Source organism: Frateuria sp., assembly GCF_035943815.1.
In the GTDB taxonomy this organism is placed as follows: Bacteria; Pseudomonadota; Gammaproteobacteria; order Xanthomonadales; family Rhodanobacteraceae; genus Frateuria_A.
On record NZ_DASZBU010000015.1, the window covers coordinates 235,306 to 260,768 of the forward strand.

General features: G+C 70.1%; 23 protein-coding genes and 1 riboswitch. Of the genes, 9 read left to right on the forward strand and 14 right to left on the reverse strand.

Annotated features, from left to right (window positions below):
- The first annotated feature begins 121 nt into the window (after positions 1 to 121).
- Genes VGU65_RS11700 through VGU65_RS11710 form a run of 3 tightly spaced genes read left to right on the forward strand, consistent with a single transcriptional unit; the run spans position 122 to position 4,643 of the window.
- Entirely contained in the window at positions 122 to 1,192 is a 1,071-nt protein-coding gene (locus VGU65_RS11700) for an aromatic ring-hydroxylating oxygenase subunit alpha (RefSeq protein ID WP_327475902.1), read from the forward strand.
- Complete coding sequence (locus tag VGU65_RS11705; RefSeq protein WP_327475904.1) at positions 1,189 to 2,553, forward strand: APC family permease; 1,365 nt, start codon at positions 1,189 to 1,191, stop codon at positions 2,551 to 2,553. Before VGU65_RS11700 ends, VGU65_RS11705 begins: the two co-directional genes overlap by 4 nt.
- A complete protein-coding gene (locus tag VGU65_RS11710; RefSeq protein WP_327475906.1) occupies positions 2,550 to 4,643 on the forward strand; it encodes an oxidoreductase in 2,094 nt (697 codons plus the stop codon). Before VGU65_RS11705 ends, VGU65_RS11710 begins: the two co-directional genes overlap by 4 nt.
- Positions 4,644 to 4,688: 45 nt before the next feature.
- Here VGU65_RS11710 and VGU65_RS11715 read toward each other — a convergent pair whose 3' ends face one another.
- From VGU65_RS11715 to thiL, 3 genes are all read right to left on the reverse strand, one after another.
- Complete coding sequence (locus tag VGU65_RS11715) at positions 4,689 to 5,663, reverse strand: potassium channel beta subunit family protein (protein ID WP_327475908.1); 975 nt, start codon at positions 5,661 to 5,663, stop codon at positions 4,689 to 4,691.
- A gap of 78 nt (positions 5,664 to 5,741) precedes the next feature.
- Complete coding sequence (locus VGU65_RS11720; RefSeq protein ID WP_327475910.1) at positions 5,742 to 6,245, reverse strand: phosphatidylglycerophosphatase A family protein; 504 nt, start codon at positions 6,243 to 6,245, stop codon at positions 5,742 to 5,744.
- An 83-nt stretch (positions 6,246 to 6,328) separates the two neighbouring features.
- Entirely contained in the window at positions 6,329 to 7,288 is a 960-nt protein-coding gene (gene thiL / locus VGU65_RS11725) for a thiamine-phosphate kinase (RefSeq protein WP_327475911.1), read from the reverse strand.
- A gap of 134 nt (positions 7,289 to 7,422) precedes the next feature.
- Between thiL and VGU65_RS11730 the strand changes: the two genes are divergently transcribed.
- Positions 7,423 to 7,914 carry a nuclear transport factor 2 family protein gene (locus tag VGU65_RS11730; protein ID WP_327475912.1) on the forward strand — a complete coding sequence of 164 codons (492 nt, stop codon included), beginning with the start codon at positions 7,423 to 7,425 and terminating at the stop codon, positions 7,912 to 7,914.
- Between the two features lie 35 nt (positions 7,915 to 7,949).
- Here VGU65_RS11730 and nusB read toward each other — a convergent pair whose 3' ends face one another.
- From nusB to VGU65_RS11775, 9 genes are all read right to left on the reverse strand, one after another.
- The gene (nusB, locus tag VGU65_RS11735; RefSeq protein ID WP_327475914.1) at positions 7,950 to 8,399 is read right to left on the reverse strand and encodes a transcription antitermination factor NusB; all 450 of its coding nucleotides are present in this window, start codon (positions 8,397 to 8,399) and stop codon (positions 7,950 to 7,952) included.
- Positions 8,399 to 8,860: a 6,7-dimethyl-8-ribityllumazine synthase gene (gene ribH, locus VGU65_RS11740; RefSeq protein WP_327475916.1), complete on the reverse strand. Its 462-nt coding sequence runs from the start codon at positions 8,858 to 8,860 to the stop codon at positions 8,399 to 8,401. Before ribH ends, nusB begins: the two co-directional genes overlap by 1 nt.
- A gap of 80 nt (positions 8,861 to 8,940) precedes the next feature.
- Positions 8,941 to 9,873: a muramoyltetrapeptide carboxypeptidase gene (gene ldcA / locus VGU65_RS11745; RefSeq protein ID WP_327475918.1), complete on the reverse strand. Its 933-nt coding sequence runs from the start codon at positions 9,871 to 9,873 to the stop codon at positions 8,941 to 8,943.
- Between the two features lie 176 nt (positions 9,874 to 10,049).
- Positions 10,050 to 11,141 (reverse strand): bifunctional 3,4-dihydroxy-2-butanone-4-phosphate synthase/GTP cyclohydrolase II, encoded by a 1,092-nt coding sequence (gene ribBA, locus VGU65_RS11750; protein ID WP_327475920.1) that lies wholly within the window; start codon positions 11,139 to 11,141, stop codon positions 10,050 to 10,052.
- Between the two features lie 141 nt (positions 11,142 to 11,282).
- Entirely contained in the window at positions 11,283 to 11,924 is a 642-nt protein-coding gene (locus VGU65_RS11755; RefSeq protein ID WP_327475922.1) for a riboflavin synthase, read from the reverse strand.
- Positions 11,925 to 12,053: 129 nt separating this feature from the next.
- A riboswitch (FMN riboswitch) is annotated at positions 12,054 to 12,222 on the reverse strand.
- Positions 12,223 to 12,338: 116 nt separating this feature from the next.
- Positions 12,339 to 13,442: a bifunctional diaminohydroxyphosphoribosylaminopyrimidine deaminase/5-amino-6-(5-phosphoribosylamino)uracil reductase RibD gene (gene ribD, locus VGU65_RS11760; protein WP_327475924.1), complete on the reverse strand. Its 1,104-nt coding sequence runs from the start codon at positions 13,440 to 13,442 to the stop codon at positions 12,339 to 12,341.
- 267 nt (positions 13,443 to 13,709) lie between these two features.
- The gene (gene nrdR, locus VGU65_RS11765) at positions 13,710 to 14,237 is read right to left on the reverse strand and encodes a transcriptional regulator NrdR (protein ID WP_327475926.1); all 528 of its coding nucleotides are present in this window, start codon (positions 14,235 to 14,237) and stop codon (positions 13,710 to 13,712) included.
- 10 nt (positions 14,238 to 14,247) lie between these two features.
- Positions 14,248 to 15,516 carry a serine hydroxymethyltransferase gene (glyA, locus tag VGU65_RS11770; protein WP_327475928.1) on the reverse strand — a complete coding sequence of 423 codons (1,269 nt, stop codon included), beginning with the start codon at positions 15,514 to 15,516 and terminating at the stop codon, positions 14,248 to 14,250.
- Entirely contained in the window at positions 15,476 to 15,892 is a 417-nt protein-coding gene (locus VGU65_RS11775; RefSeq protein WP_327475930.1) for a DUF817 family protein, read from the reverse strand. Before VGU65_RS11775 ends, glyA begins: the two co-directional genes overlap by 41 nt.
- 89 nt (positions 15,893 to 15,981) lie before the next feature.
- Here VGU65_RS11775 and ettA point away from each other — a divergent pair, with 89 nt between their 5' ends.
- The 4 genes from ettA to VGU65_RS11795 all read left to right on the forward strand — a co-directional run bounded on the left by ettA (position 15,982) and on the right by VGU65_RS11795 (position 19,925).
- Positions 15,982 to 17,640, forward strand: coding sequence for an energy-dependent translational throttle protein EttA (gene ettA / locus VGU65_RS11780; RefSeq protein ID WP_327475932.1), 1,659 nt, complete (start codon positions 15,982 to 15,984; stop codon positions 17,638 to 17,640).
- Positions 17,641 to 17,809: 169 nt separating this feature from the next.
- Positions 17,810 to 18,637: an orotidine-5'-phosphate decarboxylase gene (gene pyrF / locus VGU65_RS11785; RefSeq protein WP_327475933.1), complete on the forward strand. Its 828-nt coding sequence runs from the start codon at positions 17,810 to 17,812 to the stop codon at positions 18,635 to 18,637.
- A gap of 125 nt (positions 18,638 to 18,762) precedes the next feature.
- Positions 18,763 to 19,179 (forward strand): OsmC family protein, encoded by a 417-nt coding sequence (locus tag VGU65_RS11790; protein ID WP_327475934.1) that lies wholly within the window; start codon positions 18,763 to 18,765, stop codon positions 19,177 to 19,179.
- 407 nt (positions 19,180 to 19,586) lie between these two features.
- Positions 19,587 to 19,925: a TfoX/Sxy family protein gene (locus VGU65_RS11795; protein WP_327475936.1), complete on the forward strand. Its 339-nt coding sequence runs from the start codon at positions 19,587 to 19,589 to the stop codon at positions 19,923 to 19,925.
- Positions 19,926 to 19,967: 42 nt separating this feature from the next.
- On the opposite strand, the gene VGU65_RS11800 is transcribed toward VGU65_RS11795, so the two are convergent.
- On the reverse strand, positions 19,968 to 21,884 hold the full coding sequence (locus VGU65_RS11800) for a hypothetical protein (protein WP_327475938.1): 1,917 nt from the start codon (positions 21,882 to 21,884) through the stop codon (positions 19,968 to 19,970).
- Positions 21,885 to 22,146: 262 nt separating this feature from the next.
- Entirely contained in the window at positions 22,147 to 23,013 is an 867-nt protein-coding gene (locus VGU65_RS11805) for a hypothetical protein (protein ID WP_327475939.1), read from the reverse strand.
- Between the two features lie 405 nt (positions 23,014 to 23,418).
- Here VGU65_RS11805 and fusA point away from each other — a divergent pair, with 405 nt between their 5' ends.
- On the forward strand, positions 23,419 to 25,458 hold the full coding sequence (gene fusA / locus VGU65_RS11810) for an elongation factor G (protein ID WP_327475940.1): 2,040 nt from the start codon (positions 23,419 to 23,421) through the stop codon (positions 25,456 to 25,458).
- Positions 25,459 to 25,463 lie beyond the last annotated feature (5 nt).

The following is a 25,463-nucleotide window of genomic DNA, read 5'->3' on the forward strand; positions in this document are numbered from 1 at the left end:
CCTGCCGCGACGGTGGACATGCGCGCCGGGATCGGACATACACTGCCAGGAACGCGCAGCGCATGGATGCCATCGAAGACGACGGCCCGTCGCGTCCACGCCATCGGGGAAACCATCCACCATGACCGCCGACACCCGGGTCGAGGAACTCAACCGCGCGCGCGCCCTGCCCGCGCGCTACTACGCCGGCGAGGCGATGCTGGCGATGGAACGGCGCGCGGTGTTCGCGCGCAGCTGGCAGCTGGTGGCCCACCAGGGGCAGCTGGCCGGGCCGGGCGACCATGCCGTCGGCGAGATCGCCGGCGTGCCGATCCTGCTGGTCCGCGGAGGAGACGGCGTGCTGCGCGCCTTCCCCAACGTGTGCCGGCACCGCGCCGGGCCGCTGGCGCTGTGCGACGGCAAGGGCGCGCGCGCCCTGCACTGCAAGTACCACGGCTGGACCTACACGCTGGAAGGCCAGCTGCGCAGCGCGCCGGAGATGCAGGACGCCTGCGACTTCAAGGTGGAGGACATCCGCCTGCCGCCGCTGCGCGTGCACCAGTGGCAGGGCCTGGTGTTCATGGCGCTGGACCCGCACGTGCCGGCGTTCGAGGAGGTCTACGGCGGCATCGTCGAGCGCATCGCGCCGATCGACCTGTCGGCTATGCGCTACCTGCGGCGCGACAGCTACGACATCGCCTGCAACTGGAAGGTCTATATCGACAACTTCCTTGAGGGGTACCACCTGCCGCACGTGCATCCGGGGCTGTCGCGGGTGCTCGACTATCGCGCCTACGACACCGAAATGTTCGCCTGGCATTCGCTGCAGTCCTCGCCGTTGCGCAACAGCGGCGACATCTACGGCGACGGCCGGGCGTTCTATTACTTCATCTACCCCAACGTGATGCTCAACATCATGCCCGGCCGTCTGCAGACCAACCGCATCCTGCCGCTGGGGCCGGACCGCTGCCGGGTGGAGTTCGACTACTACTACGCGCAGGACGAGGGCGCCCAGGCGCGCATCGCCGCCGACCAGGCGTTCAGCGACGAAGTGCAGCACGAGGACATCGCAATCTGCGAGGCGGTGCAGAAGGGCCTGGCTTCCGGCCACTACGTACCCGGCCGGCTGTGCCCCAAGCGCGAGGGCGGCGTCTGGCATTTCCAGAACCTGCTGCGCGCGGCCTATGCGGGGCCGGCCGGGGAATCCGCGTGACCTTGCCCCGCGCCGAGCCACAACTCCCACCGGCCGGCGCGCCCGCCGGCACCCGCATCGGCTTCTGGACCTGCACCGCGCTGGTGGTGGGCAACGTTATCGGCATGGGTATCTTCGTGCTGCCCTCGTCGCTGGCGCCGTTCGGGTTCAACGCGCTGATCGGCTGGGCCATCGTGCTGGCCGGGTGCCTCGTGCTGGCGCGGGTGTTCTCGCACCTGGCCCAGGTTCTGCCCGGCGCCGGCGGACCCTACGACTATATCCGGCAGACCCTCGGCGAGCTGCCGGCCTACCTCGCGTTATGGGCGTACTGGGTGTCGCTGTGGCTCACCAACGCGGCGCTCGCCACCGGCGTGGTCGGCTACATGGCAGTGGTGTTTCCGCCGCTGGGCGCGCTGCCGCCGGCACTGTTCGCGCTGGGCCTGCTGTGGGCCGTGGTGGCTGTCAACCTGTTCGGCGTGCGCACCGGCGGCGGCGTGCAGATCGTCACCACCGCGCTCAAGCTGCTGCCGATGCTGGCGATCGCGTTGCTCGGCGGCTGGGTGCTGCTGACCGCGCCGGCGAACTACACCGCCCATCCGCCCGCCACGCCGATCACCCTGGGCAGCGTGACGGCGGCCGCGACCATCGCGCTGTTCGCGATGCTCGGCATCGAGTCGGCCAGCGTGCCGGCGGCCCGCGTCGACGATCCGGCACGCACGATCCCGCGTTCGACCATGACCGGCACCGTGCTCACGGCGATCGTCTACGTCGTGGTATCGGGCGTGCCGCTGCTGCTGATCCGGCAGCACGAGCTGGCCGAGGCGAACGCGCCGTTCGCGCTGCTGATGGACCGCTACGCGGTCGCCGGCGCCGGGCGCTGGCTGGCGCTGTTCGTGGTGATCAGCGGCCTGGGCGCGCTCAACGGCTGGACGCTGCTGTCCGGCGAACTGACCCGCACCATGGCCGAGCGCGGCGTGCTGCCAACGGTGCTGGCGCGCAACAACCGCCACGGCGCGCCGGCACTGGCGCTGCTGCTCACCGGCGCGCTGGCTTCGGCGATGGTCGGCATGAGCTACAGCAAATCGCTGGTGGCGGCATTCACCTTCCTCACCCGGGTGGTGACCGCCGCGAACCTGCCGCTGTACCTGTGTTGCACGCTCGCGTTGATGGTGCTGTGGCATCGGCGCCACGCGGCCTGTACCACGCGCCGCGTGCTGCTGGTCGCCCTGGCCAGCCTTTCGTTCGTGGTGCTCGCCTTCGTCGGCATCGGCCGCGAACCCTTCCTGTACGCGCTGGGGCTGATCGCGGCCGGCCTGCCGCTGTACGCACTGATGCGTCTGCGCCGCCGTTCCGGACCATCCGTGGGGGTACTGCCTCGATGAGAGATCCGCGCTACGACATCCTGTTCGAGCCGGTTAGGATCGGCCCGGTCACGGCGAAGAACCGCTTCTTCCAGGTACCGCACTGCAACGGCATGGGACACGCCATGCCGCTGGCGCATGCGGCGATGCGCGAGATGAAGGCCGAGGGCGGCTGGGCGGTGGTCTCCACCGAGGAGTGCGAGATCCACCCCAGCGGCGACCTCACGCCCTACGTCGAGGCGCGGCTGTGGGACGACCGCGACATTCCCGCCCTGGCGCTGATGTGCGACAAGGTGCACGCGCACGGCGCACTGGCCGCGCTGGAGCTGACCCACAACGGCCCCACCGCGTCCAACCTGTATTCGCGCGAAGTGCTGATCGCGCCTTCGGCGCAGCCGACCAAGTACGGCTACCCGCACCAGGCGCGGGAGATGACGCTGCACGACATCCGCGAATACCGGCGCTGGCACCGCGAGGCGGCTATCCGCGGCAAGCGCGCCGGCATGGACATCATCTACGTCTACGCCGCGCACGACCTGTCGCTGGCGATGCATTTCCTGCAGCGCCGGCGCAACCGCCGCAGCGACCACTACGGCGGCGTGCTGGAGAACCGCGTGCGCCTGCTGCGCGAGGTGCTGGAGGACACCAGGGACGCGGTGGGCGACCGCTGCGCGGTGGCGCTGCGTTTCGCCACCGAGGAGCTGCTCGGCCCCGGCGGCGTGGAGCTGGCCGAGGCGCAGGACATCGTGGGCATGCTGGCCGAGCTTCCGGACCTGTGGGACGTCAACCTGGCCGCCTGGTACAACGACTCGGTGCCCTCGCGCTTCGCGCCCGAAGGCGCGCAGGAACCGTTCATCGATTTCGTCAAGAAGACCACCACCAAGCCGGTGGTGGGCGTCGGCCGGTTCACCTCGCCGGACACCATGGTGTCGCAGCTCAAGCGCGGCGTGCTGGACATGATCGGCTGCGCGCGGCCGTCGATCGCCGACCCGTTCCTGCCGCGCAAGATCGAGCAAGGCCGCGGCGAGGACATCCGCGAATGCATCGGCTGCAACATCTGTGTCTCCGGCGACATGACCATTTCGCCGATCCGCTGCACGCAGAACCCGACCATGGGCGAGGAGTGGCGCAAAGGCTGGCACCCCGAGCGCATCGCGCCGGTGCGTACGCCGGCCCGCGTGCTGGTGGTCGGCGCCGGCCCCGCCGGATTGGAGGCCGCGCGCGCGCTGGGCCAGCGCGGCTGCGAGGTGAGCCTGGCCGAGGCTCGCCGCGAGCTGGGCGGTCGGGTCACCCGCGAGTCGCGCCTGCCGGGTCTGGCCGAATGGGCGCGCGTGCGCGACTGGCGCGTGGGGCAGATCCAGAAGATGGCGAACGTGGCGGTCTATCTCGATTCACCGCTCAGCGCGCAGGACGTGCTCGACTTCGGCGCCGAACACGTGGTGCTGGCCACCGGCTGCCGCTGGCGCCGCGACGGCTACGGCCGCAGCAACGGCTTCGACATCCCCGGCTTCGCCGACAACCCCCGCGTGTTCACGCCCGACGATCTGATGGATGGCCGCCTGCCCGACCTCCAGCAGTCCGGGGGCCGCGTGGTGGTGTTCGACGACGACGGCTTCTACTACGGCAGCGTGGCAGCCGAACTGCTGCGCCTGCGCGGCTGGGAGGTGATCCACCTGACTCCGGACGACGGGATCGCGCCGTGGAGCCTGCACACGCTGGACTACCGCTATATCCGCAAGCGGATGGCCGAGCTGGGCATCGAGCCGGTGGTGGCGCACGACATCGTCGGCTACGAAGGCCGCACCCTCCTCGTCGAGGATGTCTGGACCCACCGCCGCCGCGAACTGGACTGCGACGCCGTGGTCACCGTCACCGCCCGCCTGCCCGACGATGTGCTGTACCGCGAGCTCACGCAGCGCGAGGCGGAGTGGGATGGCGCCGGCATCCGCAGCGTGCGCTGCATCGGCGACGCCGAGGCGCCGGGGCTGATCGCGCACGCGGTCTACGCCGGCCACCGCTATGCACGCGAGCTGGAGCAAGGGCCCACTGGCGAGGTTGCGTTCAAGCGGCATTTCCACACCGAAGACGCCGACGACCTGCTGCGCCGATAGCCGCAACCGGGCTGTTGCACTCCCGGTCACGGCAACGGCATGACCTCAAGCTGACTCGATCACCTGCTGGATCCGCTGCGCCACCGCCGCATCCAGCCGCGGCAGCAGGTCCAGCGCGCCCAGGTTCTGTTCCAGCTGCTCGCGCTTGCTGGCGCCCAGCATCACCGTGGAAACGTGCGGGTTGAGCAGGCACCAGGCGATCGCCAGCTGCGCGAGGCTGGCGCCCAGGTCGGCGGCGATCGGCTGCAGTGCGCGCACCTTGCCGAGGCGTTCATCGCCCTGGCCCAGCACACCCTCGCGCAGCCACTCATAGCCGGGCTGGGCCAGCCGCGAGTCGGCCGGCACGCCCTGGTTGTACTTGCCGGTCAGCAGGCCGGACGCCAGCGGCGACCAGATCGTGGTGCCCATGCCGTAGGCCTCGTACAGCGGCGCGTACTCCACCTCCACCCGCTCGCGGTGCAGCAGGTTGTATTGGGGCTGCTCCATCGCCGGGGCATACAGATGGTTCTCGCGGGCGATCCGATGCGCCTCGTAGATCGCCTCGGCCGGCCATTCGCTGGTGCCCCAGTAGAGCACCTTGCCCTGGCGGATCAGGGTGTCCATCGCGGCGACGGTTTCCTCGATCGGCGTATCCGGATCGGGGCGGTGGCAAAAGTACAGGTCCAGGTGGTCGACCCTCAGCCGCTCCAGCGCCTGGTGGCAGGCCTCCATGACGTGCTTGCGCGAGAGGCCCCGCTGGGTGGGCTTGGGATCCTGCACGGCGCCAAAGAACACCTTGCTCGACACGCAGTAGCTGTCGCGCGGGAAGCGCAGGTCGGCCAGCACGTCGCCCATCACCCGCTCGGCCTCGCCCTGGTTGTAGGTCTCGGCATTGTCGAAAAAGTTGACGCCACGGTCGTGGGCCAGCGCCAGCAGTTCGCGCGCCTGCGAGCGCCCCACCTGCCGGCCGAAGGTCAACCATGCGCCGAAGGACAGCGCGGACAGTTGCAGGCCGGTGCGGCCTAGGCGGCGGTAGAGCATGGTGTTCTCCTCAGGGACCGATGCAACGGGTCCTCCAAGGATACGCAGCTCGCCTCAAGGTACGGCGAAATCCGGGCGCTACAGCCACCTCGCCACCAGCGCGAGCACCACGGCAGCGTAGGCCCCCGCCACCACGTCATCGACCATCACGCCCAGGCCGCCCTTGAGATGGCGGTCCAGCCAGCCGATCGGCCAGGGCTTCCACACGTCGAACAGGCGGAACAGGCCGAAGCCGAGGGCGACTGCCCACCACGGTGCGGGCGCCAATAGCAGCGGCAACAGCGCGAGCCATTGGCCGACGAATTCATCCCAGACCAGGCTGCGGTGGTCGTCCACGGCCAGCGCGCGGCCGGCGACGTTGCAGGCCCACACGCCCAGAGCGAAGGCCAGCGCCAGCACGAGCGCGTAGAGCGGCAGCGGCAGCTCGCGCAGCAGCAGCCACGGCAGGATGGCCGCCGCCGAGCCGAAGGTGCCCTGGGCGACCGGCGCGAGCCCCGAGCCCAGCCCGCAGGCGATCCAGCCGGCTGGAGTGGCAAGCAATTGCCGGCGCTGCGCCGCGGTGAGTTTCTTCCTGTCGACCATCGTTGTCCGTGTGAAGGTGCCGGCGCGCGCGCGTTGGAGGCCGCACACGCTAGCGCGAGCGACCATGCTTGCCCAGTGCGGCTTCAGCCGGGAAAGTGGTCCCAGCCTCGCTGGTGCGGCACCGGCCCGATGCCGGCCAGACTCACGCCCTGCTCTTCGACCACGCGGCCGATGCGCGTGGCGCGGCAGCCGAGGTCGGCCAGGGTCACCTGCACCGCGGCGATATGCGCGGGCGGCACGGTGAAGCACAGCTCGTAATCGTCGCCACCAGACAGCGCGAACTTGCGCGCATCGGCCTCGCCGAACACCGCGCACAGTGCCGCGGACAGGGGCAGCGCGCCGCGGTCGACCTCCACGCCCACGCCGCTGGCCGCGCACACGTGGCCGAGGTCGGCGAGCAGGCCGTCGGAAACGTCGATGCAGGCATGCGCCAGCCCGCGCAGCGCCAGGCCCGCGCGCACGCGCGGGACGGGGCGATCCAGCCGGGCGCGCAAGCTGCGATGGGATTCGTCCGCCGGATCGAACGGCCGCCCCCCTTGCACCAGCCGCAGACCGCCGGCGGCGTCGCCGAGCGTGCCGGTGACGAACACGGCATCGCCCACGCACGCGCCGGAACGGGTCAGCGCCTGTCCCGGCGGCACGAAGCCATGCACGGCGACGCTGAGGCAGAACGGTCCGCGCGTGGTGTCGCCGCCCACCAACGCCACGCCGTGTTGCCGCGCCAGCTGCGCGAAGCCCTCGGCCACGCCATCCACGCGCGCCGCGTCGGCGTGGGGCAAGGTCAGCGCGAGCAGCGCCCACGCCGGAAGGGCGCCCATCGCAGCCAGGTCAGAGAGATTCACCGCCAGCGCCTTCCAGCCGACGTCGGCCGGCGCGGTGCTCAAGGGGAAATGCACGCCCTCGACCAGCGTGTCGATCGCCACCGCCAGCTCCTGCCCGGGCGGCACGGCCAGCAAGGCCGCGTCGTCGCCGATGCCCAGCCGCACGTCCCCGCGCGGCTGCGCGGTGCGTTCGCGGATGCGGTCGATCAGGCGGAATTCCATGGCGCGCCTCGCAGGGGAGCATGCAAGCAGAGCATCACGTGCCGCCCGAAGGCAAGCCGCATGCATGTCGAACGGCACGGCGCACCCCGGCCGCGCGCTGGCAGAATCGGCCCGAAACCCACCGGGAGAAGCCCATGCGCCACGTCCTGTCCTGTTCCATCCCCGCATCCCCTGCCTTGCACCGGCTGCGCCTGTCCCTGCTGGCGGGCGTCGTGCTGGCCATCGGCGCCGCACCGGCCATGGCGGCGGACAAGGCCGGCGATGCCGCCGTGCTCGCGCCCGTGCATGCTTTCTTCGACGGCATGGCCCGTTACGACCAGGCAGCCATGCGCGCCCAGGTCCTGCCGGACGGCACGGCCACGCTGATGCGCCACGGCAAGCCTGTGCAGCTCACGCTCGGCGCGTTCGTCGACCACGTAAAGCCCGGCAAGGAGCGCATCGAGGAGCGCATCGGCACGCCGCAGGTGCTCATCGACCACGAACTGGCGGTGGTGTGGGCGCCCTACAGCTTCCTGCTGGACGGCAAGCCGCACCATTGCGGCACCGACGTGTTCAACCTGGTACAGGTGGATGGGCAATGGCGCATAGCCGCCATCGCGGACAACAGCCGCGACTGTGGCGCGTAGTGCCCCCCCCTGCTGCACGGGGGAAGGAGCGAGGATCAGCGCGCGCCCTTCTCGGCCGCGCGCAGTTCGCCGGCCAGCTTGTCCAGCACGCCGTTGACGTAGCTGTGGCCGTGCTCGGCGCCGAAGCGCTTGGTGACCTCGATCGCCTCGTTGAGGATCACGCGGTAAGGCACGTCCAGGCGGTACTTGAGTTCGTAGGCGGCCAGGCGCAACGCGGCGCGTTCGATCGGATCGATCTGGGACACTTCACGGTCGACGTAGGGCTTGAGCGCGGCATCCAGTTCATCGACGTGGCGCTCCACGCCGTGCAGCAGGTCCTCGAAGTACTCCAGGTCCGCCACTTCCATGTCCTGCTCGTGGCGGAACTGCTCGATCACGGCCTTCATGTGGCTGCCGGAGATCTGCCAGGCGTACAGCGCCTGCAGCGCGCGGCGGCGGGCGCGCGAGCGGGCGGCCAGGTCGATGCCTTGCGGTGCCGGGCTCATCACAGCTTCCCGTACAGGTTGGCCATCTCCAGCGCGGCCAGTGCGGCGTCGGCGCCCTTGTTGCCGGCCTTGGTGCCGGCCCGCTCGATCGCCTGTTCGATGCTGTTGGTGGTGAGCACGCCGAAGGCCACCGGCACGCCGGAGCCGTACGCCGCCTGCGCCAAGCCCTTGGCGCACTCGCCGGCGACGTAGTCGAAATGCGGGGTGGCGCCGCGGATCACCGCGCCCAGCGCGATCACCGCCGCGTAGCTGCCGGAGTTGGCGAGCTTGTGCGCGGCCAGCGCGATTTCCCAGGCACCAGGTACGCGGACCAGATCGATCGCCTCGTCCCTGACGCCATGGCGCACCAGCGCGTCGCGTGCGCCGGCCACCAGCGGCTCGACGACGAAGCCGTTGAAGCGGCCGGCGACGATGGCGAAGCGGCCAGTGGGCGTGGCGAAGTCGCCTTCGATGATGTTCATTGACGATCCTTGGGATGAGCGGGAGCCCTTCGCGGGCCGGGTATTTTACGGATTTGCGCCGCGGGCTGCCGACGCCGCCCCTAGGCGCACGGCGGTGGGGAAAGGTGCGGATAGCCGGTGCACGCCAGGCGCGCCTCGCCGTCGCCCACCTGCAACCGCGCCTGCGCGCCGAACGGCAGCGTGAGCTGGCGCGCGGCGTGGCCGTGCGGCAGACCGTGGATCACGGGGACGCCGGCGACCTGCGCCAGCTGCGCGAACGTCGCCTTCAGGTCGTAGCCGTTGTCGCGCGGACCCGGGCGGCATTCGTGGAAATCACCCAGCACCAGCGCCCGTTGCCGGCCGAGCACGCCGGACAGGTGCAATTGATAGAACAGCCGCTCGATGCGGAACGGCGGCTCGCCCAGGTCTTCGACGAACAGGATGCCGCCCTCGATCCGCGGGAAATAAGGCGTGCCCAGCAGGCTGCACAGCACCGCCAGGTTGCCGCCCCACAGCGTGCCGTGCACGTCCACCTCCGCCTGGCCCGCGCCGGGCCAGGCGGCCTCGCAGGAATCGGCGGCAAGGGTCTTCCAGAAGTGCTCCCAGGTGAACAGCGGCGCGGGCTCGGCGCCAAGGTCCGCCAGCAGCGGGCCGGCGAAGCTGCACACGCCGCTTCGCGCGTACAGCGCGAGCTGCAGCGCGGTGAAATCGCTATGGCCGACCAGCGCGAGGCCGGAGCCGGCCAGGCGTTCGCCCAGGGCGCCGTAGTCGAGCTGGCCGAGGATGCGCGCGGCGCCGTAGCCGCCGCGGGTGACCAGGGCGACGTCGGGCAACGCGTCGAGCGTGGCGAGCGCGTTGATGTCGCCCGCGCGCTCGGCGTCGCTGCCGGCGAAGCGCAACTGCGCGCGCTCCAGCACCTCCAGCCCCTCGACGGTGCAACCGGCCTCGCGCAGGCGCGCCACGCCTCGCGCCATGACGGCGGGGTCGTGGGCGTAGCCGGAGGGGGCGATCAGGCGGATGCGGGCGTGGGGCATGGGCGTGGTGGCGGTGGGATGCGGGTGATCCTAAGGCATGTGAGGTTTCGGGCGCCCCTTCGACTTCGGCCTGCGGCCTACGCTCAGGGTGAACGGTCCAAGAAAACCCGTTCGCCCTGAGCGTAGGCCGCAGGCCGGAGTCGAAGGGCCGCGCACTCGGCCCATGGGCCGCAGGCTCACACGTACTCGACCACTTCCAGGTCGAAGCCGGCCAGGCCCACCAGCTTGCGCGGCGTGCCAAGGACGCGCAGCTTGTGCACGCCCAGGTCGGTGAGGATCTGCGCACCCAGGCCGAGCTGGCGCCATTCCTGCTGCTGCGCATCCTCGGGCGCGAGCGTCGCCGGCTGGCGCTTGAGCCGCGCCAGCAGCGCTTCGGCGGTGTCCTCGCCCGAAAGCACCAGCAGCACGCCGCGGCCTTCGTCGGCGATGCGGCGCAGTGCGCTGGTGACGGTCAGCCCCAGGTCGTCGCGCGTCAGGTGGAGCACGTCGGAGAGCGTGTTGCGCACGTGCACGCGGGTGAGCACCGGCGCGCCGTCGTCGACCGCGCCGCGGATGAGTGCGTAGTGCAGGCCGTGGCGAATGGCGTCGCGCCAGGCGACCAGGCGGAACGGGCCGAATTCGGTCTGCACGTCCTCTTCGTGCACGCGCTCGATTGTCTTCTCCGTTTCCAGGCGATAGCGGATCAGGTCCGCGATGGTGCCGATCTTCAGGCCATGCCTGGCGGCAAAGACCTCCAGTTCCGGGCGGCGCGCCATCGAGCCGTCCTCGTGCAGGATCTCGATCAGCACGGCGGCGGGCTCCAGTCCCGCCAGCGCGGCCAGGTCGCAGCCAGCTTCGGTATGGCCGGCGCGGGTAAGCACGCCGCCGGGCTGTGCGGTGAGCGGGAACACATGGCCGGGCTGCGAGAGATCCTGCGGCTTCGCGTCGGACTTGACCGCCACCTGGATGGTGCGCGCGCGGTCGTGCGCCGAGATGCCGGTGGTGACGCCCTCGGCCGCCTCGATCGAGACGGTGAAGTTGGTGTGGTAGGGCGAGGTGTTGTCGCTGACCATGGGCCTGAGGCCCAGTTGGCGCGTGCGCTGCTCGGTGAGGGTCAGGCACAGCAGGCCGCGCGCCTCGCGCACCATGAAGTTGACGTCCTCCGGCCGCACCATCTGCGCGGCCATCACGATGTCGCCCTCGTTCTCGCGGTCTTCGTCGTCGAGGATCACGACCATGCGGCCGGCGCGGAGGTCTTCGAGAATATCGGGGATGGTGTTGAAAGGCATGGAAGGATTCCGGGTGGTTCGCTGCTTGCCTGGCGTCATTCCCGCGAAAGCGGGAATGACGCGGAGGCGTATGGAGCGGATGGGTGGTGTGAAGCGGGTCGATGGGCCGACGAGCAGTCGGGCATCGCACGCCCGCTTCGGTCAGGCGAAGCCGTGCTGCTTGAGAAAGGCCTCGTCCAGCCGCGGCGCCTGGCCGCTGCCGATCAGCCGTTCGACGTAGCGCGCGATCACGTCCACTTCGATGTTCACCGCGTCCCCGGCACGCTTGGCGTGGAAGGCCGTGTGTTCGACCGTGTGCGGGATCAGGTTCACGCCGAAGCGCGTGCCGGCCACCTCGTTGACGGTAAGACTGGTGCCGTCGACGCAGATCGAGCCCTTGGCGGCGATGTAGCGGGCGAGGTTCGCCGGCACCTCGAAGGTCCAGCGCTGCGAGCGCGCGTCGGGCGTCGCCGAGACGACCCTGCCCACGCCGTCGACGTGGCCGGAGACCAGGTGCCCGCCAAGCCGGTCGGCCAGGCGCAGCGCCTTCTCCAGGTTGACCGGGTCACCGGCCGCGAGCTGCCCCAGCGTGGTGAGCGAGAGCGTCTCGTTGGAGACGTCGGCGGCGAAGCCGCGTGCCTCCAGGGCGACCGCGGTCAGGCACACGCCCGACACGGCGATGGAGTCGCCCAGCTGCACGTCGGCAAGGTCGAGGCCGGCGGTATCGACGTGCAGGCGCACATCACCGCCGCGGGGTTCGAGCCGCGCGATGCGGCCCACCGTTTGAATGATGCCGGTGAACATCAGCGCGCCTCCCGGCGGGAGGCCACGCACAAGTCGAAAACGATGCTGGTCATGAAACGTTCTCCGCAGGAAAGCGAGCGAGAACGCCCCAAGGCATGAGGCCGACGCGCGGCGCAGGGCCACGCATCCGACCGTCTTCTTTCATCCGGACTGTGAGGATGCCGTTTCGCATCCAACCGTCGGCTCCGGCATCGGACCGGATCTGCTGACCTTCCGCGGAAAGCGGAAGCGCTCGCGGGCTCGTTCCTTAAGGGAACCTACCGCCGGTGGGGAATTTCGCCCCGCCCTGAAGACGTCGTGTGCCGGCAGGCCGGCCGGCGAAGTCTAGCACCGCGCCGGTGTGCCCAGGCGAAGCGCTGCGTTCCGCGGCAAGCCCCAGGCACTGCAACCGATCCTGCATATCCCCGGGTGCCGCTACGGGATCGGCCGGAGCCGCAGGCGCATGTCCTCGCCGACGATCCGCCGGTCCAGCGTCTGCAGGCGCCAGCGCTCGGCCATGCGGGCCAGCGGCGGAAGGGCCAGCAGCGGGCGGGCGGTGTCGCCCAGCAGCACGGGGGCGACGTAGAGCAGCAGCTCGTCGGCCAGCCCCGCGGCCAGCAACGCGCCGCACAGCGTGGGGCCGGCTTCGACGTGCAATTCGTTGACCTCGCGGCGCGCCAGTTCGGCCAGCGCGGCATGCAGGTCCAGGCGGCCATCCTGCTCGGGCAACGCTATGCGGTCCACCTTCGACAGGTGGGCCGGAACGGGCGCGCCGGCCGCGTGCATCAGCACGGTGGGGGCCTGCGCGTCGAGCACCTGGCTGCCGACCGGCGTGCCCAGCCGGCCGTCGAGGATCACGCGCAACGGCGGCAGCGGGCCGCCCGCCGCCTCGTCGGAGGCGTCCAGGCGCACGGTAAGGCGCGGGTCGTCCGCCAGCACGGTACCGCTGCCCGTGAGGATGGCGGAACTGCGCGCGCGCCAGCGCTGGACATCAGCGCGGGCGGCCTCGCCGGTGATCCATCTGGATTCGCCCTCGGCCAGGGCGGTACGGCCATCGAGGCTCATGGCGAGCTTGAGCCTCACGAACGGCCACCCACGCTCGATTCGGCTGAAGAAGCCGACGTTCAACTCGCGCGCCTGCTCGCGCAGCAGGCCGGCTTCCACTGCGATACCGGCCGCGCGCAGCTTCTCGATGCCCTTGCCGGCCACCTGCGCAAACGGATCCTCCGTGGCGACCACCACCCGCGCCACGCCGGCGGCGACCAGCGTATCCGCGCACGGCGGCGTACGACCGAAATGCGCGCAGGGCTCCAGCGTCACGTAGGCGGTGGCGCCGCGCGCGTCCTGGGCCGCCTCGCGCAGGGCGAAGACCTCCGCGTGCGGCCCGCCGGCGCGCTGGTGCCAGCCGGTGCCCACCACCTGCTCGCCGTGCGCGATCACGCAGCCCACGCGCGGATTGGGCTGTGTGGTGAAGAGCCCGCGCTCGGCCAGGCGCAGCGCGTGCGCCATGTGGAGATGGTCGAGGGCAGTGAAGGTCATGCGGGTTTGCTCCCTTCCACGGAGAGTCGTCGAGTCTCAGCAAACGAGTGTGGCTCGGCAAGCTTTCGGACGTCATTCCCGCGAACGCGGAAATCCACCTTGCTCTACGGGAAAGGTCAAAGTGGATTACCGCTTTCGCGGCAATGATGCTCGATGGAGGCCGCCGAAACGTTCAGGAGGCTACCGGCAGCTCTGAACTCTCATGCGCCTGGGCGGGATTCGCCTCTCACCCCGCCCCTGTCCCTGTCGAAGGAGGGAGGGGGGCGCTCAGCTCTTGCGGCCGCGGCGCGGCTCCCCGCCTTCGCCACCGAGCAGCGACAGCTGCAGCTTGTCCAGCTCCGGCAGGTCGCGCTCCAGCTTCTCGATCTCCTCGCGGAACGCCTGCACGTCCTCGAACTTGCGGTAGACCGAGGCGAAGCGCACGTAGGCCACCTGGTCGAGCTTCTTCAGCTCCCGCATCACCAGTTCGCCGACCTGGCGCGACGCGACCTCACGCTCGCCGCTGCGGCGCAGGTCGTTGACGATCTCGCGCACCGCGTTGTCGACGTCCTGGCTGGCCACTGGCCGCTTCTGCAGGGCGCGCTCGAAGCTGGTGCGCAGCTTGCGTTCGTCGAACGCCTCGCGCCGCTCGCCGCTCTTGACGATCGCCGGCAGCTTGAGCTCCGCCGTCTCGAACGTGTTGAAGCGCTCGCCGCACTGCGGGCACTCGCGACGACGGCGCACGGTGGCGCCGTCCTCGGTCAGGCGCGAGTCGATCACGCGGGTGTCTTCGTGCTGGCAGAAGGGGCAGTGCATCGGGGATCGATCAGCCGTACACCGGAAACTTCTTGCACTGCGCCTCGACCTTGCCGCGCACCTTGGCGATCACCGCCTCGTCGCCCGGCGCATCGAGCACGTCGCACAGCCAGCTGGCCAGCTCGACGCAGTCGGCTTCCTTGTAGCCGCGGGTAGTGACGGCCGGGGTTCCCACGCGCAGGCCCGAGGTGACGAAGGGCTTCTGCGGATCGTTCGGCACGGCGTTCTTGTTGACCGTGATGTGGGCCTTGCCCAGCGCCGCTTCCGCGTCCTTGCCGGTGACGCCCTTGCCGATCATGTCGACCAGCATCAGGTGGTTCTCGGTGCCGCCGGAGACGATCTTGTAGCCGCGCTCGATGATGGTCCTGGCCATCGCCTTGGCGTTCTTCACCACCTGCGCCTGGTAAGCCTTGAAGTCCGGCTCCAGCGCTTCCTTGAAGGCCACCGCCTTGGCGGCGATCACATGCATCAGCGGACCGCCCTGGATGCCCGGGAAGACGATCGACTGCAGCTTCTTCTCGATCTCCTCGCCGGCCTCGCCCATCGCCTCGCGGCTGGCCACGATGATGCCGCCACGCGGGCCGCGCAGGGTCTTGTGCGTGGTGGAGGTGACCACGTGCGCGTGCGGCAGCGGGCTGGGGTACACGCCGGCAGCGATGAGGCCGGCCACGTGCGCCATGTCCACGAAGAAATAGGCGCCGACCGAGTCAGCGATCTGCCGCATGCGCTTCCAGTCGACCACCTGCGAGTAGGCCGAGAAGCCGCCGACCAGCATCTTGGGCTTGTGCTCGCTGGCCAGGCGCTGGACCTCGTCGTAGTCGATCAGGCCCTGGTCGTTCACGCCGTACTGCACGGCGTTGAACAGCTTGCCGGAAATGTTGACCTTGGCGCCGTGGGTGAGATGGCCGCCGTGGGCGAGCGACATGCCCAGAATGGTGTCGCCGGGGTTGAGCAGGGCCAGGTACACCGCCTGGTTGGCCTGCGAACCGGAGTGCGGCTGCACGTTGGCGTACGTGGCGCCGAACAGCTGCTTGACGCGATCGATGGCCAGGCGCTCGGCCACGTCCACGTACTCGCAGCCGCCGTAGTAGCGCTTGCCCGGATAGCCCTCGGCGTACTTGTTGGTCAGCACCGAGCCCTGCGCTTCCATCACGCGCGGGCTGGCGTAGTTCTCCGAGGCGATCAGCTCGACGTGGTCCTCCTGGCGGCGCGCCTCGTCGGCGATGGCCTTGGCCAGCTCAGGGTCGAAACCTTCGATCGTGCAATCCTTCGGGAACATGCGTCGCCTCGGTGGGTGGCAGGTGGGTGTAAGCCGGAAAGTGTAGCCCTGCCGGGGGTTTGCGGCCACTGCCCGCGTCGCGCCGGTGCAACGCCCACACCATCACGTAGCTGATCACCATCAGCAGCAGCCGAGAGCCGAGCTTGCCCGGCAGCGCCATCGACCAGCCCTGGCGCTGCGCCGGGTAGAGCCAGGCACGGCTGAAGGTGCCCACGTTCTCGGCCAGCCAGATGAACAGCGCCACCAGCACGAAGCCGAGACGGATTCCCGCTTTTCGGAGGAACGACGCCGGGGAATGGGAGACCGCCGCAGGGTTCGGACCACCTTCGAAGCGCGCAGCATCGACCGCCCAACGGCGCCCGCCATGGCAAGACACGGCCCGATCGGCGATAATTGGCGGTCATTTCCCCGCCTTTACCGTCGGACCGCCCGCGCGGCCCGCGGACGCCCTCAGGGAGCCGCAGCATGCAGTACATCTACACCATGAACGGGGTGAGCAAGATCGTTCCCCCGAAGCGCCAGATCATCAAGGACATCTCGCTCAGTTTCTTCCCCGGCGCCAAGATCGGTCTGCTGGGCCTGAACGGCGCGGGCAAGTCCACGGTGCTGCGGATCATGGCCGGCGTGGACAAGGACTTCCAGGGCGAGGCCCGCCCGCAGCCGGGCATCAAGGTCGGTTACCTGGCGCAGGAGCCGCAACTCGATCCGGACAAGACCGTGCGCGAAGTGGTCGAGGAAGGCGTGCACGAGATCCTCGACGCGCAGAAGCGCCTGGAGGAAGTCTATGCCGCCTACGCCGAGGAAGGCGCCGACTTCGATGCGCTCGCGAAGGAGCAGGAGAAGCTGGAGAACCTGCTCGCCGCCAACGACGCCCACGCGCTGGAACGCCAGCTCGAAGTGGCCGCCGACGCGCTGCGCCTGCCGCCGTGGGACGCCAAGGTCGGCCCGCTGTCCGGCGGCGAGAAGCGCCGCGTGGCGCTGTGCCGCCTGCTGCTGTCCAAGCCGGACATGCTGCTGCTGGACGAGCCGACCAACCACCTGGACGCCGAGTCGGTCGAGTGGCTGGAGCACTTCCTGCAGGACTACCCCGGCACCGTGGTGGCGGTCACCCATGACCGCTACTTCCTCGACAACGCCGCCGAGTGGATCCTCGAGCTCGACCGCGGCCGCGGCATTCCGTGGAAGGGCAACTACACCGAGTGGCTGGAGCAGAAGGACGCCCGCCTGAAGCAGGAAGCCCAGCAGGAAAAGTCGCGCCAGAAGGCGATCGAGAAGGAACTGGAGTGGATCCGCTCGGCCGCCAAGGGCCGCCAGTCCAAGGGCAAGGCGCGCCTGAACCGCTTCGAGGAATTGAACTCGGTCGAGTACCAGCGCCGCAACGAGACCAACGAGATCTTCATCCCGCCGGGCGAACGCCTGGGCCAGGAAGTGATCGAGTTCAAGAACGTCAGCAAGTCGTTCGGCGACCGCCTGCTGATCGACGACCTGTCGTTCAAGATCCCGCCCGGTGCCATCGTGGGCGTAATGGGCCCCAACGGCGCGGGCAAGTCCACGCTGATGAAGATGATCATGGGCAAGGAGCAGCCCGATTCGGGCGAGGTCAAGCTTGGCCACACGGTCAAGCTCGCCTACGTCGACCAGTCGCGTGACGCGCTCGACCCGAAGAACAACGTCTGGCAGGAAGTGTCCGGTGGCTCGGACATCCTTACCATCGGCAACTTCGAGATCCAGTCGCGCGCCTACATCGGCCGCTTCAACTTCAAGGGCACCGACCAGCAGAAGATCGTGGGCAGCCTGTCCGGCGGCGAGCGCGGTCGCCTGCACATGGCCAAGACCCTGCTGCAGGGCGGCAACGTGCTGCTGCTCGACGAACCGTCCAACGACCTGGACGTGGAAACCCTGCGCGCGCTGGAAGACGCGCTGCTGGAATTCCCCGGCTGCGCGGTGGTGATCAGCCATGACCGCTGGTTCCTGGACCGCATCGCCACGCACATCATCGCCTTCGAGGGCGACTCGCACGTCGAGTTCTTCCCCGGCAACTACAACGAATACGAGGCCGACAAGAAGCGCCGCCTGGGCGACGACGCCGGTCCCAAGCGTGTGAAGTACAAGAAGCTGGCGTAAGAGCCGGGATTCGGGATTTGGGATTCCAGGGTTCGACGTAATCCACGCCCCCGCCGAAACCGGCTCCCTCTCCCCCGGCAAAGCCGGGGGAGAGGGTTGGGGAGAGGGGCCGCCCTGGCCCCGAGCACCATCGAGCGACACCACCATCACCGTACAACGAGGAGCCCCCATGCACTTCATGCAGTCCCTGCACCAGGCATGGCAGCGCAATGACTCCCTCGTCAGCGTCGGCCTCGACCCCGAGCCGGCCAAGTTCCCCGCCCACCTGCGCGATCGCCCGGATGCGGTCTTCGACTTCTGCCGCGCCATCGTCGACGCCACCGCCGACCTGGTCTGCGCCTACAAGCCCCAGATCGCCCACTTCGCCGCGCTGCGCGCCGAAGATGCGCTCGAGCGCCTGATCGCCCACATCCACGACGCGCACCCGGGCATCCCGGTCATCCTCGACGCCAAGCGCGGCGACATCGGTTCCACCGCACAGCACTACGTGACCGAGGCCTTCGAGCGCTACCGGGCGGACGCCGTCACCTTGAATCCCTACCTCGGTCGCGACTCCATCCAGCCCTTCCTGGACCGCGCCGACAAGGGCGTGATCCTGCTCTGCCACACCTCCAACCCCGGCGCTGCCGACCTCCAGGACCTCATCGTCGAGGGCGCCGATGGCGAGCGCCTCCCGCTCTACCAGCACCTGGCCCGCATCATCGCCCGCGACTGGAACACCCACGGCAACTGTGCCCTGGTCACCGGCGCCACCTGGCCCGAGCAGCTGGCGCAGGTGCGCGCCCTGGTCGGCGACATGCCCCTTCTCGTCCCCGGCATCGGCGCCCAGGGCGGCGACGTCGCGGCCGTACTGCGCCATGGCCGCACCGCCGACGGCACCGGCCTGATGATCAGTTCCTCCCGCGCCATCCTCTACGCCGGCAGGGGCGAGGACTTCGCTGCGGCCGCCCGCCACGCCGCCGCGTCGCTGTGCGACCAGATCAACCGCTGCCGTTGAGGCGCTAGGGCGGAAAATCGGATAGCTCGTCCCGAGCGGCCGCACGATGGCATGGCCCGGAAAGTCGACACCACCTCGCAAGCTTGCCTAACCTGGGCACCGGCCGCTTGAGGGGAGCTAGGCATGTGAAAATTTCGGCGCATATCCGAAATCGCTCGAACGAGCACGAGCTGACGGTCGCCACGGCAGGCAGGCCCCAACGGCTGGCCGTGTCCGCCAAGGCGTCCGGCAACGGAAGCGCGATCAACGGTGGCGAGTTGCTGATGGCGGCCCTGGCGACCTGCTATTGCAACGACCTGTACCGCGAAGCCGAGCGCCTCGGTGTCGGTATCGCCGGCTGCGAAGTTGTCGCCACGGCGCAGTTCGGCGGCGTCGGGCTCGCCGCCGGGTCCATTACCTATTCGGCGCGGATCGAGTCCTCCGCCTCGGCCGTGGAGGTGGAGCACCTGCTGTCGGAAACCGACCGGCTCGCCGAGGTCCACAACACGCTCAGGGCGGGCTGCGCCGTCCGACGGGTGGCATGGCACGAGTTCGCGGTTTAGCGAGCCCGCAGGCACGTTCGGCGCCATCGATGCGCCCGCTCGTGGCCCCGCCCCGGCAAACCTTGACCGCACGACGCACGCGCCAGGCGTGCCGTCCACTCGATCGTCGGCCTGCCGGGGAGCGAACATGGGCTCACGCAAAGCCAAGTCCGCGACGACTATCGAGGAAGATCGGGGCCAGGCTCGTGCAGCCGCTCAGGGCGGAGGTGGAATCGCTTCGGCGGATGATCCTGTCGGCTTCCGCCGGGCATGATTGGGTCCGGACAGGGCATCGTCGACCTCGCGGCGCCCGGGCGGTCAGTACGCAGGCCCGCGCCCTCCAGGCGATTCTGCGCCAGTGACCGCGACATGTGCCGTAAAGTGATGTGGGTTAACCCAGCCGGCAGGTTAGCGCCAGGAGGCGACACATGGCGACAGATGTTTCCTTCGTCGAGTACGTCATCGAGCAATCCGGGCTGGACGATCGCATCACCTTCAAGCGGATGTTCGGCGAATACGGCATCTACATCGACGGCAAGATCGTCGCCTTCGCTTGCGACAACAGCCTGTTCGTCAAGGCGGCGGACGCTACCGCGGCGCTTACGGCGAACCTTCCGCGGCGTCCGCCGTATCCGGTCGCCAAGCCCTATCCGGTTGCGGACGAACTGCTCGACGATGCAGACCAGCTGCAGGCGCTGCTGCTCGCAACGGCCGCCGCCATGCCCGGGCCGAAGCCGCGCAAGACGGCGCGCAAGCCCCGAAAGTGAGGCGCGCCAGAGGGCGGGCAGCCAGCGGTCCGGCCTTCGCGGTCAATGGAACTGATCGCTCGGCGGCACCCAGGAGCTTGAGCTTCCCGGCGGAACACGAGCGGGCGCCGGCAGCGTTGCGGTGCCCCCGCAGCCGGGCGGCAGCGGGCCGCCGCTGACACGTGCCGCGGCGCATTGGGCCGCATTGTCCAGATGGACCGGGGCGGCCGCTGATGCCGCCGCCGAGGTGCTGGCGGACGACACCGGCGCGAGGGGTTTCGCCGGCGCCAGATCCAGGCGCTTGTAGAGTTCCGGATTCTTGGCCGCCTTGGCGGGTGGGTCGCCGCCGCAACCGAACAACGCAATCGGGAGCAGCGGGCGGACCTCGCAGTTGACCCGCACGCCGCGCGGCAGGTGGAAAGTGTGTTTGATGGTGGTCTTCTCCACCGCGTGGCGCAGGGCGGTGTCGATGGAACTCTCGCCCTCGGGCGCCCAGTCCCCCTCGAAGCGCGTGGGCCGGTAGCCGATGTCGGGCGCGCGGCGCTCCATGATGTCGGTGTCGCCATGTGGCTTGAGCTGGATGTAGCTGCCCAGCCGGCCGTGCTCGGCGCCCTCGGCGGCGCCCGGTTGGGCCTTGCCCTGCTTGCCTTCGCCCTGCCCCTTGCCCTGGCCCGCGTTCGGCGCCGGCGCGCCGGTGTTGCCGACGGTTGCGGCAGCGCCTTCGCGGGCGCCGGGATTGCCGTTGTCGCTGCCTTGGGGCGTGGCCTCGGGTGCGCTGCTGGGCGTGTTCCCTGGGGCGCTGGGGTTGCCCGCCGGCGTGGCGCTGGCTTGGGTGGCGGCGGCTGCCTCGGGCGTGGCCTGTGGCTGGCCGGGCGCTGGCGCCGGTTCGCTCGCGGCGGCCTGCGGGCGCGCGAGGGTGACGGCTGCGGCAGGCGTGGCTGGATTGGCCACTTCGATGGCCGGCGCGGCCGGTTGCGGCGCGGCCGGTGCCTTGGCCGTGTCCAGCGGCACGGCCGCCAGCTGCGGCTCGGCAAGCTGGATGCTGGGCGCCTGCACCCGCGGCCGTTCGCGCGGCACGATGGCTGCGGGCGCGGTGACCTGTGGCGCCAGGTCGATGGTGGGCGCGGCCTGCGCCGCCAGCGGGATCGGCTCGACCTGCGGCGCGGCGGGCGCCGCGGCCTGTTGCGGGCGCACCAGCGTCACCGTGCTGGGCGGCAGCTTGGCCGGCGGCGCGACACGGTCGAGCGCGATGCTCGGCGCGGCGACGGGCGGCGGCGCCTGCGCCGGCAGGGCCGGCATCGCCAGCGAGGGCGGGGTGGGCATCGGCCGGTTGCCCTCCAGCTGCGCCTTGCGCACCGGTTCGGGCTGGAACTTCGGCGGCACCGGGCGGACGCTGGGCGGCGTGTCCAGGTTGACCTGGGGCGGCGCGCCAGCCAGTGGCACCGGCGCGAGATCCGGCGCGGGTTGCGGATGCGGCAGCGCGAGCGGCGGCGACGGCGCCGCCACGGGCGCAATGCGGATGGTCGCCTTGGGCGCGGTGACCGTGATCACCGGAACGTCGGGCGTGGCCGCTGCAGGTTGCGGCTGCGTGGCCGGCGCGCGATCGGCCGGACGGGCGGTGACGGCGGATGCGCTGCCGCGATGGCGCGGCCCCACCCGCTTCGGCGGTGTGCCGCGCACGGGAGGCGGGGGTGGCGGCTCGGGCTTGTCGATCAGGCGCACCTGCAGCGGCGCGGACTTGAAGTGCGGTTCCTGCAGGTCGTAGGCCGGGCCGAGGATGGCGCCGAACAGCACCAGCAAGTGCACCACCAGCGCGCCGACCAGGCCGGCGATACGCAGGCCGCGCTCGCTTGGCCGTTCGGCGCGCCGGCGGCGGTAGACGATGGCCTGCGCCGCGGCCTCGCGCGGGGAGCGCAGCATGATCACCGGATGCGCGTTGGCGGGCGAGTCGCTCGGCTTGGGCGCGGGTGGCAGGGGCATGGCGGAAGTGTAGCCTGCAGGATGGAAGGGTCAGTTGTGTGCGGGCGGGTTCCGCTCGGGCGCGCGCTTGCTTGCGCGTTGGAGTGCGGGATCCCGCTCCGGTCTCCCCATCCGCCCTTACTCGCGTCATCCATGACGCTCGCCCTTCGGGGGCCGGCTTCGCCGTTCCGCCGGCGCTCCTGTGCCGCTGGTCGAGCACCTTCCCCCGTAACCGGCGGAAGGACCAACCTTGTGTTTGTCCTTGCTCGAACTTGCCGTAGGCCTACGGCTTGCGGCAATGCGCCGGCAGCGGCTTGCCGGATTGCCGCGCTTCGCCGCATTCGGCGTCCACCGCACGCCGGGGCGTATCCACCGGGCAGCCGTGCGGCAGCGGCTTGCCGTCGCGATAGAGCGCGATGCATTCGGACAGCTCGCGCCGGGGCGGCTGGAGTTCCTTCGCCAGCGGCGCCGGCGCCATGTCGAGGCGCTCATCGCCGTCCTTCTTCGATGGCGGCGCCGGCGGCATCACGCAATCGGGCGTGGGGATGCCGAACACGGTCTTGCACTTCAGGTGCACGCCGTGGCCGACGTCGACCGATTTCTTCTCGCCGGTTTGGGTCGCACGCAGGACACTGCGCAGGCCCTGCCCCAGGATGGTTTCGTCCGGCGGAGGGAAATCCCTGTCGAAGCGCGTGGCCTGGTACTTGACCGGATCATCGTGGCGCATCACCTGCACGTCGCCCTGCGGCATGCGCTGGACGTAGCCGGGCGTGGGCGCGGTACTGGCGGCAGCGGCGGGCAGCAACGGCTGGCCAGTGCGGTCGAACAGGCGCAGCGTGGGCTTGGGCGAAGCGGCCGGCGTCGGCAGGCTGGCCGTCATCGCCCCCTTGGCCGGTGGCTCGTGCACGACGCGCGGAACGGCCCTTGGTGGCGGTGGTAGAGGTGGAGGAAGTGACAGCGGCGGTGCAGGTGCGTTCCGGGGCGTGCGCTCGATGAAGCGTACCTGCAAAGCGTCGTCCAGCCGCACGTGCATCACTTCGTGCACCGGCCGAGGCCGCATTTCCCACCACACGACGACGGCGAACAGGCCGTGCAACGCGAGCATCACGCCGAACGCCAGGCGGAAGCGCCACGGCTCGCGCGGCGGCATGCGCTCCCGCCGCGCGCGCAACAGCGCACGCGTGTCTTCGTCCAGCGGAGCCAGGCCGTGGCGTGGACGCTGCGGCGTCTTCCAGCGATGGGGCTCGACCTGTGGTGGGGAAACGATGGGGAGTTCCTTGCGAACGGGGAAAACGGGCGTCTTATCGTGCCCGCCTTCGCAAGACCATCACGTGAGCGCTTCGGTTCCGCACGCGCTGCCGCTTGACCAGGCGGCCGGATCGCACAAGGCTACGCAGGCGGCACCCGCCGCATCCCGCCATGACCGCCCCGCCCGCGCCGCCCGCGGCGCCCCAGGACGACCATGACGGCCCGCCATCGTCAGCCGCCAAGCGCGGCCTCGTGCGGCGCCGTTCATGCCCTGCGAGACCGTGCCTCTGTAGAGGAGGGTCGCATCGTGTCGTACAGCACGGAAAACATCCGCAACATCGCGCTCGCCGGCCACGCCGGCGCCGGCAAGACCACCCTGTTCGAGGCCTTGCTGCATGCCGGCGGCGTCATCCAGGCGCAGGGCTCGGTCGAGCGCGGCACCACCCAGTCGGACACCGACGCGCAGGAGAAGGCGCGCGGCCATTCCATCGACAGCGCCATCGCCGGCATCGACCGCGAGGGCTGCCACATCAACCTGATCGATACCGCCGGCTATGCCGATTTCCGCGGCGGCACGCTCTCGACCTTCGCCGCGGTGGAGACGGTGGCAATCGTGGTCAACGCCACCAACGGCATCGAGCACGGCACGCGGCGCATGATGGAGCGCGCCCGCGCGCGCGGTCTGGCGCGCGTGCTGGTGGTGAACAAGATCGACTTCGAAGGCGCGCGACTGGCGGGGCTGGTCGACGCGCTGCGCGAGGAGTTCGGCCCCGAGTGCCTTCCGGTCAACCTGCCCGCGCAGGGCGGCAAGCAGGTGCTGGATTGCTTCTTCCACGCCGAGGGCGCGACCGACTTCTCCTCGCTGGCGGCGGCGCACCAGCAGATCGTCGACCAGGTGGTGGAGATCAACGAAACGACCATGGACGCCTACCTCGACAAGGGCGAGGCCGCGCTCGGCCGCGAGCAGCTGCACGAAGCCTTCGAGCAATGCCTGCGCGAAGGACACCTGGTGCCGATCTGCTTCGTCAGCGCACGCACCGGGGTGGGCGTGGCGCAGTTCCTGGAGCTGGCCGAGCGCCTGCTGCCCAATCCGGCCGAGGGCAACCCGCCGCCGTTCGTCAACGGCCAGGGCGAGCCGATCACGGTCAACGCCGACCCGGCGCAGCATGTCGTCGCCGACGTGTTCAAGATCGTCAACGACCCGTTCGTGGGCAAGCTCGGCGTGTTCCGCGTGTGGCAGGGCACGATCCGCCGCGACACCCAGCTGTTCGTCGACGACGCCCGCAAGCCGTTCAAGGTGGGGCACCTGTTCCGCCTCGACGGCAAGGCGCACGTGGAGATCGAGCGGGCGATCCCGGGCGACATCGCCGCGGTGGCCAAGGTGGAGGAGATCCACTTCGACGCCGTACTGCACGACTCGCACGAGGAGGACGCCATCCGCCTGGCGCCGATGGATTTCCCGCAGCCGATGTTCGGGCTGGCGCTCACGCCCAGGCACAAGGGCCAGGAGCAGAAGCTCTCCCAGGCACTGGCCCGGCTGGCCGAGGAAGACCCGTGCCTGCGCACCGAGCACCACAAGGAACTCAACGAGACGGTGGTGCGCGGACTGTCCGAGCTGCACCTCAAGGTGATGCTCGAGCGCATGCGCGAGCGCTATGGCGTGGAAGTGGATACGCACCCACCCCGCATCGCCTATCGCGAGACCATCGCCGCGCACGCCGACGGCCACCACCGGCACAAGAAGCAGACCGGCGGCGCCGGCCAGTTCGGCGAGGTGTTCCTGCGGGTCGAACCGCTGGACCGCGGCGAGGGCTTCGAGTTCGTCGACGAGGTCAAGGGCGGCGTGATCCCCAACCAGTACCTGCCGGCGATCGAGAAAGGCGTGCGCCAGGCGATGGAGTCCGGCGCGATCGCCGGCTACCCGATGCAGGATCTGCGCGTGACCGTGTACGACGGCAAGTACCACCCGGTCGATTCCAAGGAAGTGGCCTTCGTCAGCGCGGGCAGGAAGGCCTTCATGGATGCGGTGGGCAAGGCACGGCCGATCGTGCTGGAACCGATCGTGGACGTGGAGGTGGCCATCCCCGAAACCAGCGTGGGCGATGTCACCGGTAGCCTGGCGGGCAAGCGCGCGCGCATCATGGGCACCGACTCGCAGCGTGGCGGCGAGCTGCTGATCCGCGCGCAGGCGCCGCTGGCCGAGCTGACCGATTATCCGACCGAATTGAAGGCGATGACCGGCGGACGCGGGCGCTACAGCCTGGACCTCTCGCACTACGAGCCGGTGCCCCCGCCGGTGCAGAAGCAGCTGTCCGAGGCGTGGAAGCCGCACGTGGAGGAAGATTGACTTCC

What these genes read in the sequence shown, in the direction of transcription:
- VGU65_RS11720 (WP_327475910.1), bottom strand. Translation starts at nt 6,245, where the DNA reads ATGGTCGACAGGAAGAAACTCACCGCGGCGCAGCGCCGGCAATTGCTT.
- ldcA (WP_327475918.1), bottom strand. Translation starts at nt 9,873, where the DNA reads ATGCCCCACGCCCGCATCCGCCTGATCGCCCCCTCCGGCTACGCCCAC.
- VGU65_RS11800 (WP_327475938.1), bottom strand. Translation starts at nt 21,884, where the DNA reads ATGCCCCTGCCACCCGCGCCCAAGCCGAGCGACTCGCCCGCCAACGCG.
- pyrF (WP_327475933.1), top strand. Translation starts at nt 17,810, where the DNA reads ATGCACTTCATGCAGTCCCTGCACCAGGCATGGCAGCGCAATGACTCC.
- ettA (WP_327475932.1), top strand. Translation starts at nt 15,982, where the DNA reads ATGCAGTACATCTACACCATGAACGGGGTGAGCAAGATCGTTCCCCCG.
- VGU65_RS11700 (WP_327475902.1), top strand. Translation starts at nt 122, where the DNA reads ATGACCGCCGACACCCGGGTCGAGGAACTCAACCGCGCGCGCGCCCTG.
- VGU65_RS11715 (WP_327475908.1), bottom strand. Translation starts at nt 5,663, where the DNA reads ATGCTCTACCGCCGCCTAGGCCGCACCGGCCTGCAACTGTCCGCGCTG.
- ribH (WP_327475916.1), bottom strand. Translation starts at nt 8,860, where the DNA reads ATGAACATCATCGAAGGCGACTTCGCCACGCCCACTGGCCGCTTCGCC.
- VGU65_RS11730 (WP_327475912.1), top strand. Translation starts at nt 7,423, where the DNA reads ATGCGCCACGTCCTGTCCTGTTCCATCCCCGCATCCCCTGCCTTGCAC.
- VGU65_RS11795 (WP_327475936.1), top strand. Translation starts at nt 19,587, where the DNA reads ATGGCGACAGATGTTTCCTTCGTCGAGTACGTCATCGAGCAATCCGGG.
- VGU65_RS11710 (WP_327475906.1), top strand. Translation starts at nt 2,550, where the DNA reads ATGAGAGATCCGCGCTACGACATCCTGTTCGAGCCGGTTAGGATCGGC.
- ribD (WP_327475924.1), bottom strand. Translation starts at nt 13,442, where the DNA reads ATGACCTTCACTGCCCTCGACCATCTCCACATGGCGCACGCGCTGCGC.
- VGU65_RS11755 (WP_327475922.1), bottom strand. Translation starts at nt 11,924, where the DNA reads ATGTTCACCGGCATCATTCAAACGGTGGGCCGCATCGCGCGGCTCGAA.
- glyA (WP_327475928.1), bottom strand. Translation starts at nt 15,516, where the DNA reads ATGTTCCCGAAGGATTGCACGATCGAAGGTTTCGACCCTGAGCTGGCC.
- thiL (WP_327475911.1), bottom strand. Translation starts at nt 7,288, where the DNA reads ATGGAATTCCGCCTGATCGACCGCATCCGCGAACGCACCGCGCAGCCG.
- nrdR (WP_327475926.1), bottom strand. Translation starts at nt 14,237, where the DNA reads ATGCACTGCCCCTTCTGCCAGCACGAAGACACCCGCGTGATCGACTCG.
- nusB (WP_327475914.1), bottom strand. Translation starts at nt 8,399, where the DNA reads ATGAGCCCGGCACCGCAAGGCATCGACCTGGCCGCCCGCTCGCGCGCC.
- VGU65_RS11805 (WP_327475939.1), bottom strand. Translation starts at nt 23,013, where the DNA reads ATGCCGCCGCGCGAGCCGTGGCGCTTCCGCCTGGCGTTCGGCGTGATG.
- ribBA (WP_327475920.1), bottom strand. Translation starts at nt 11,141, where the DNA reads ATGCCTTTCAACACCATCCCCGATATTCTCGAAGACCTCCGCGCCGGC.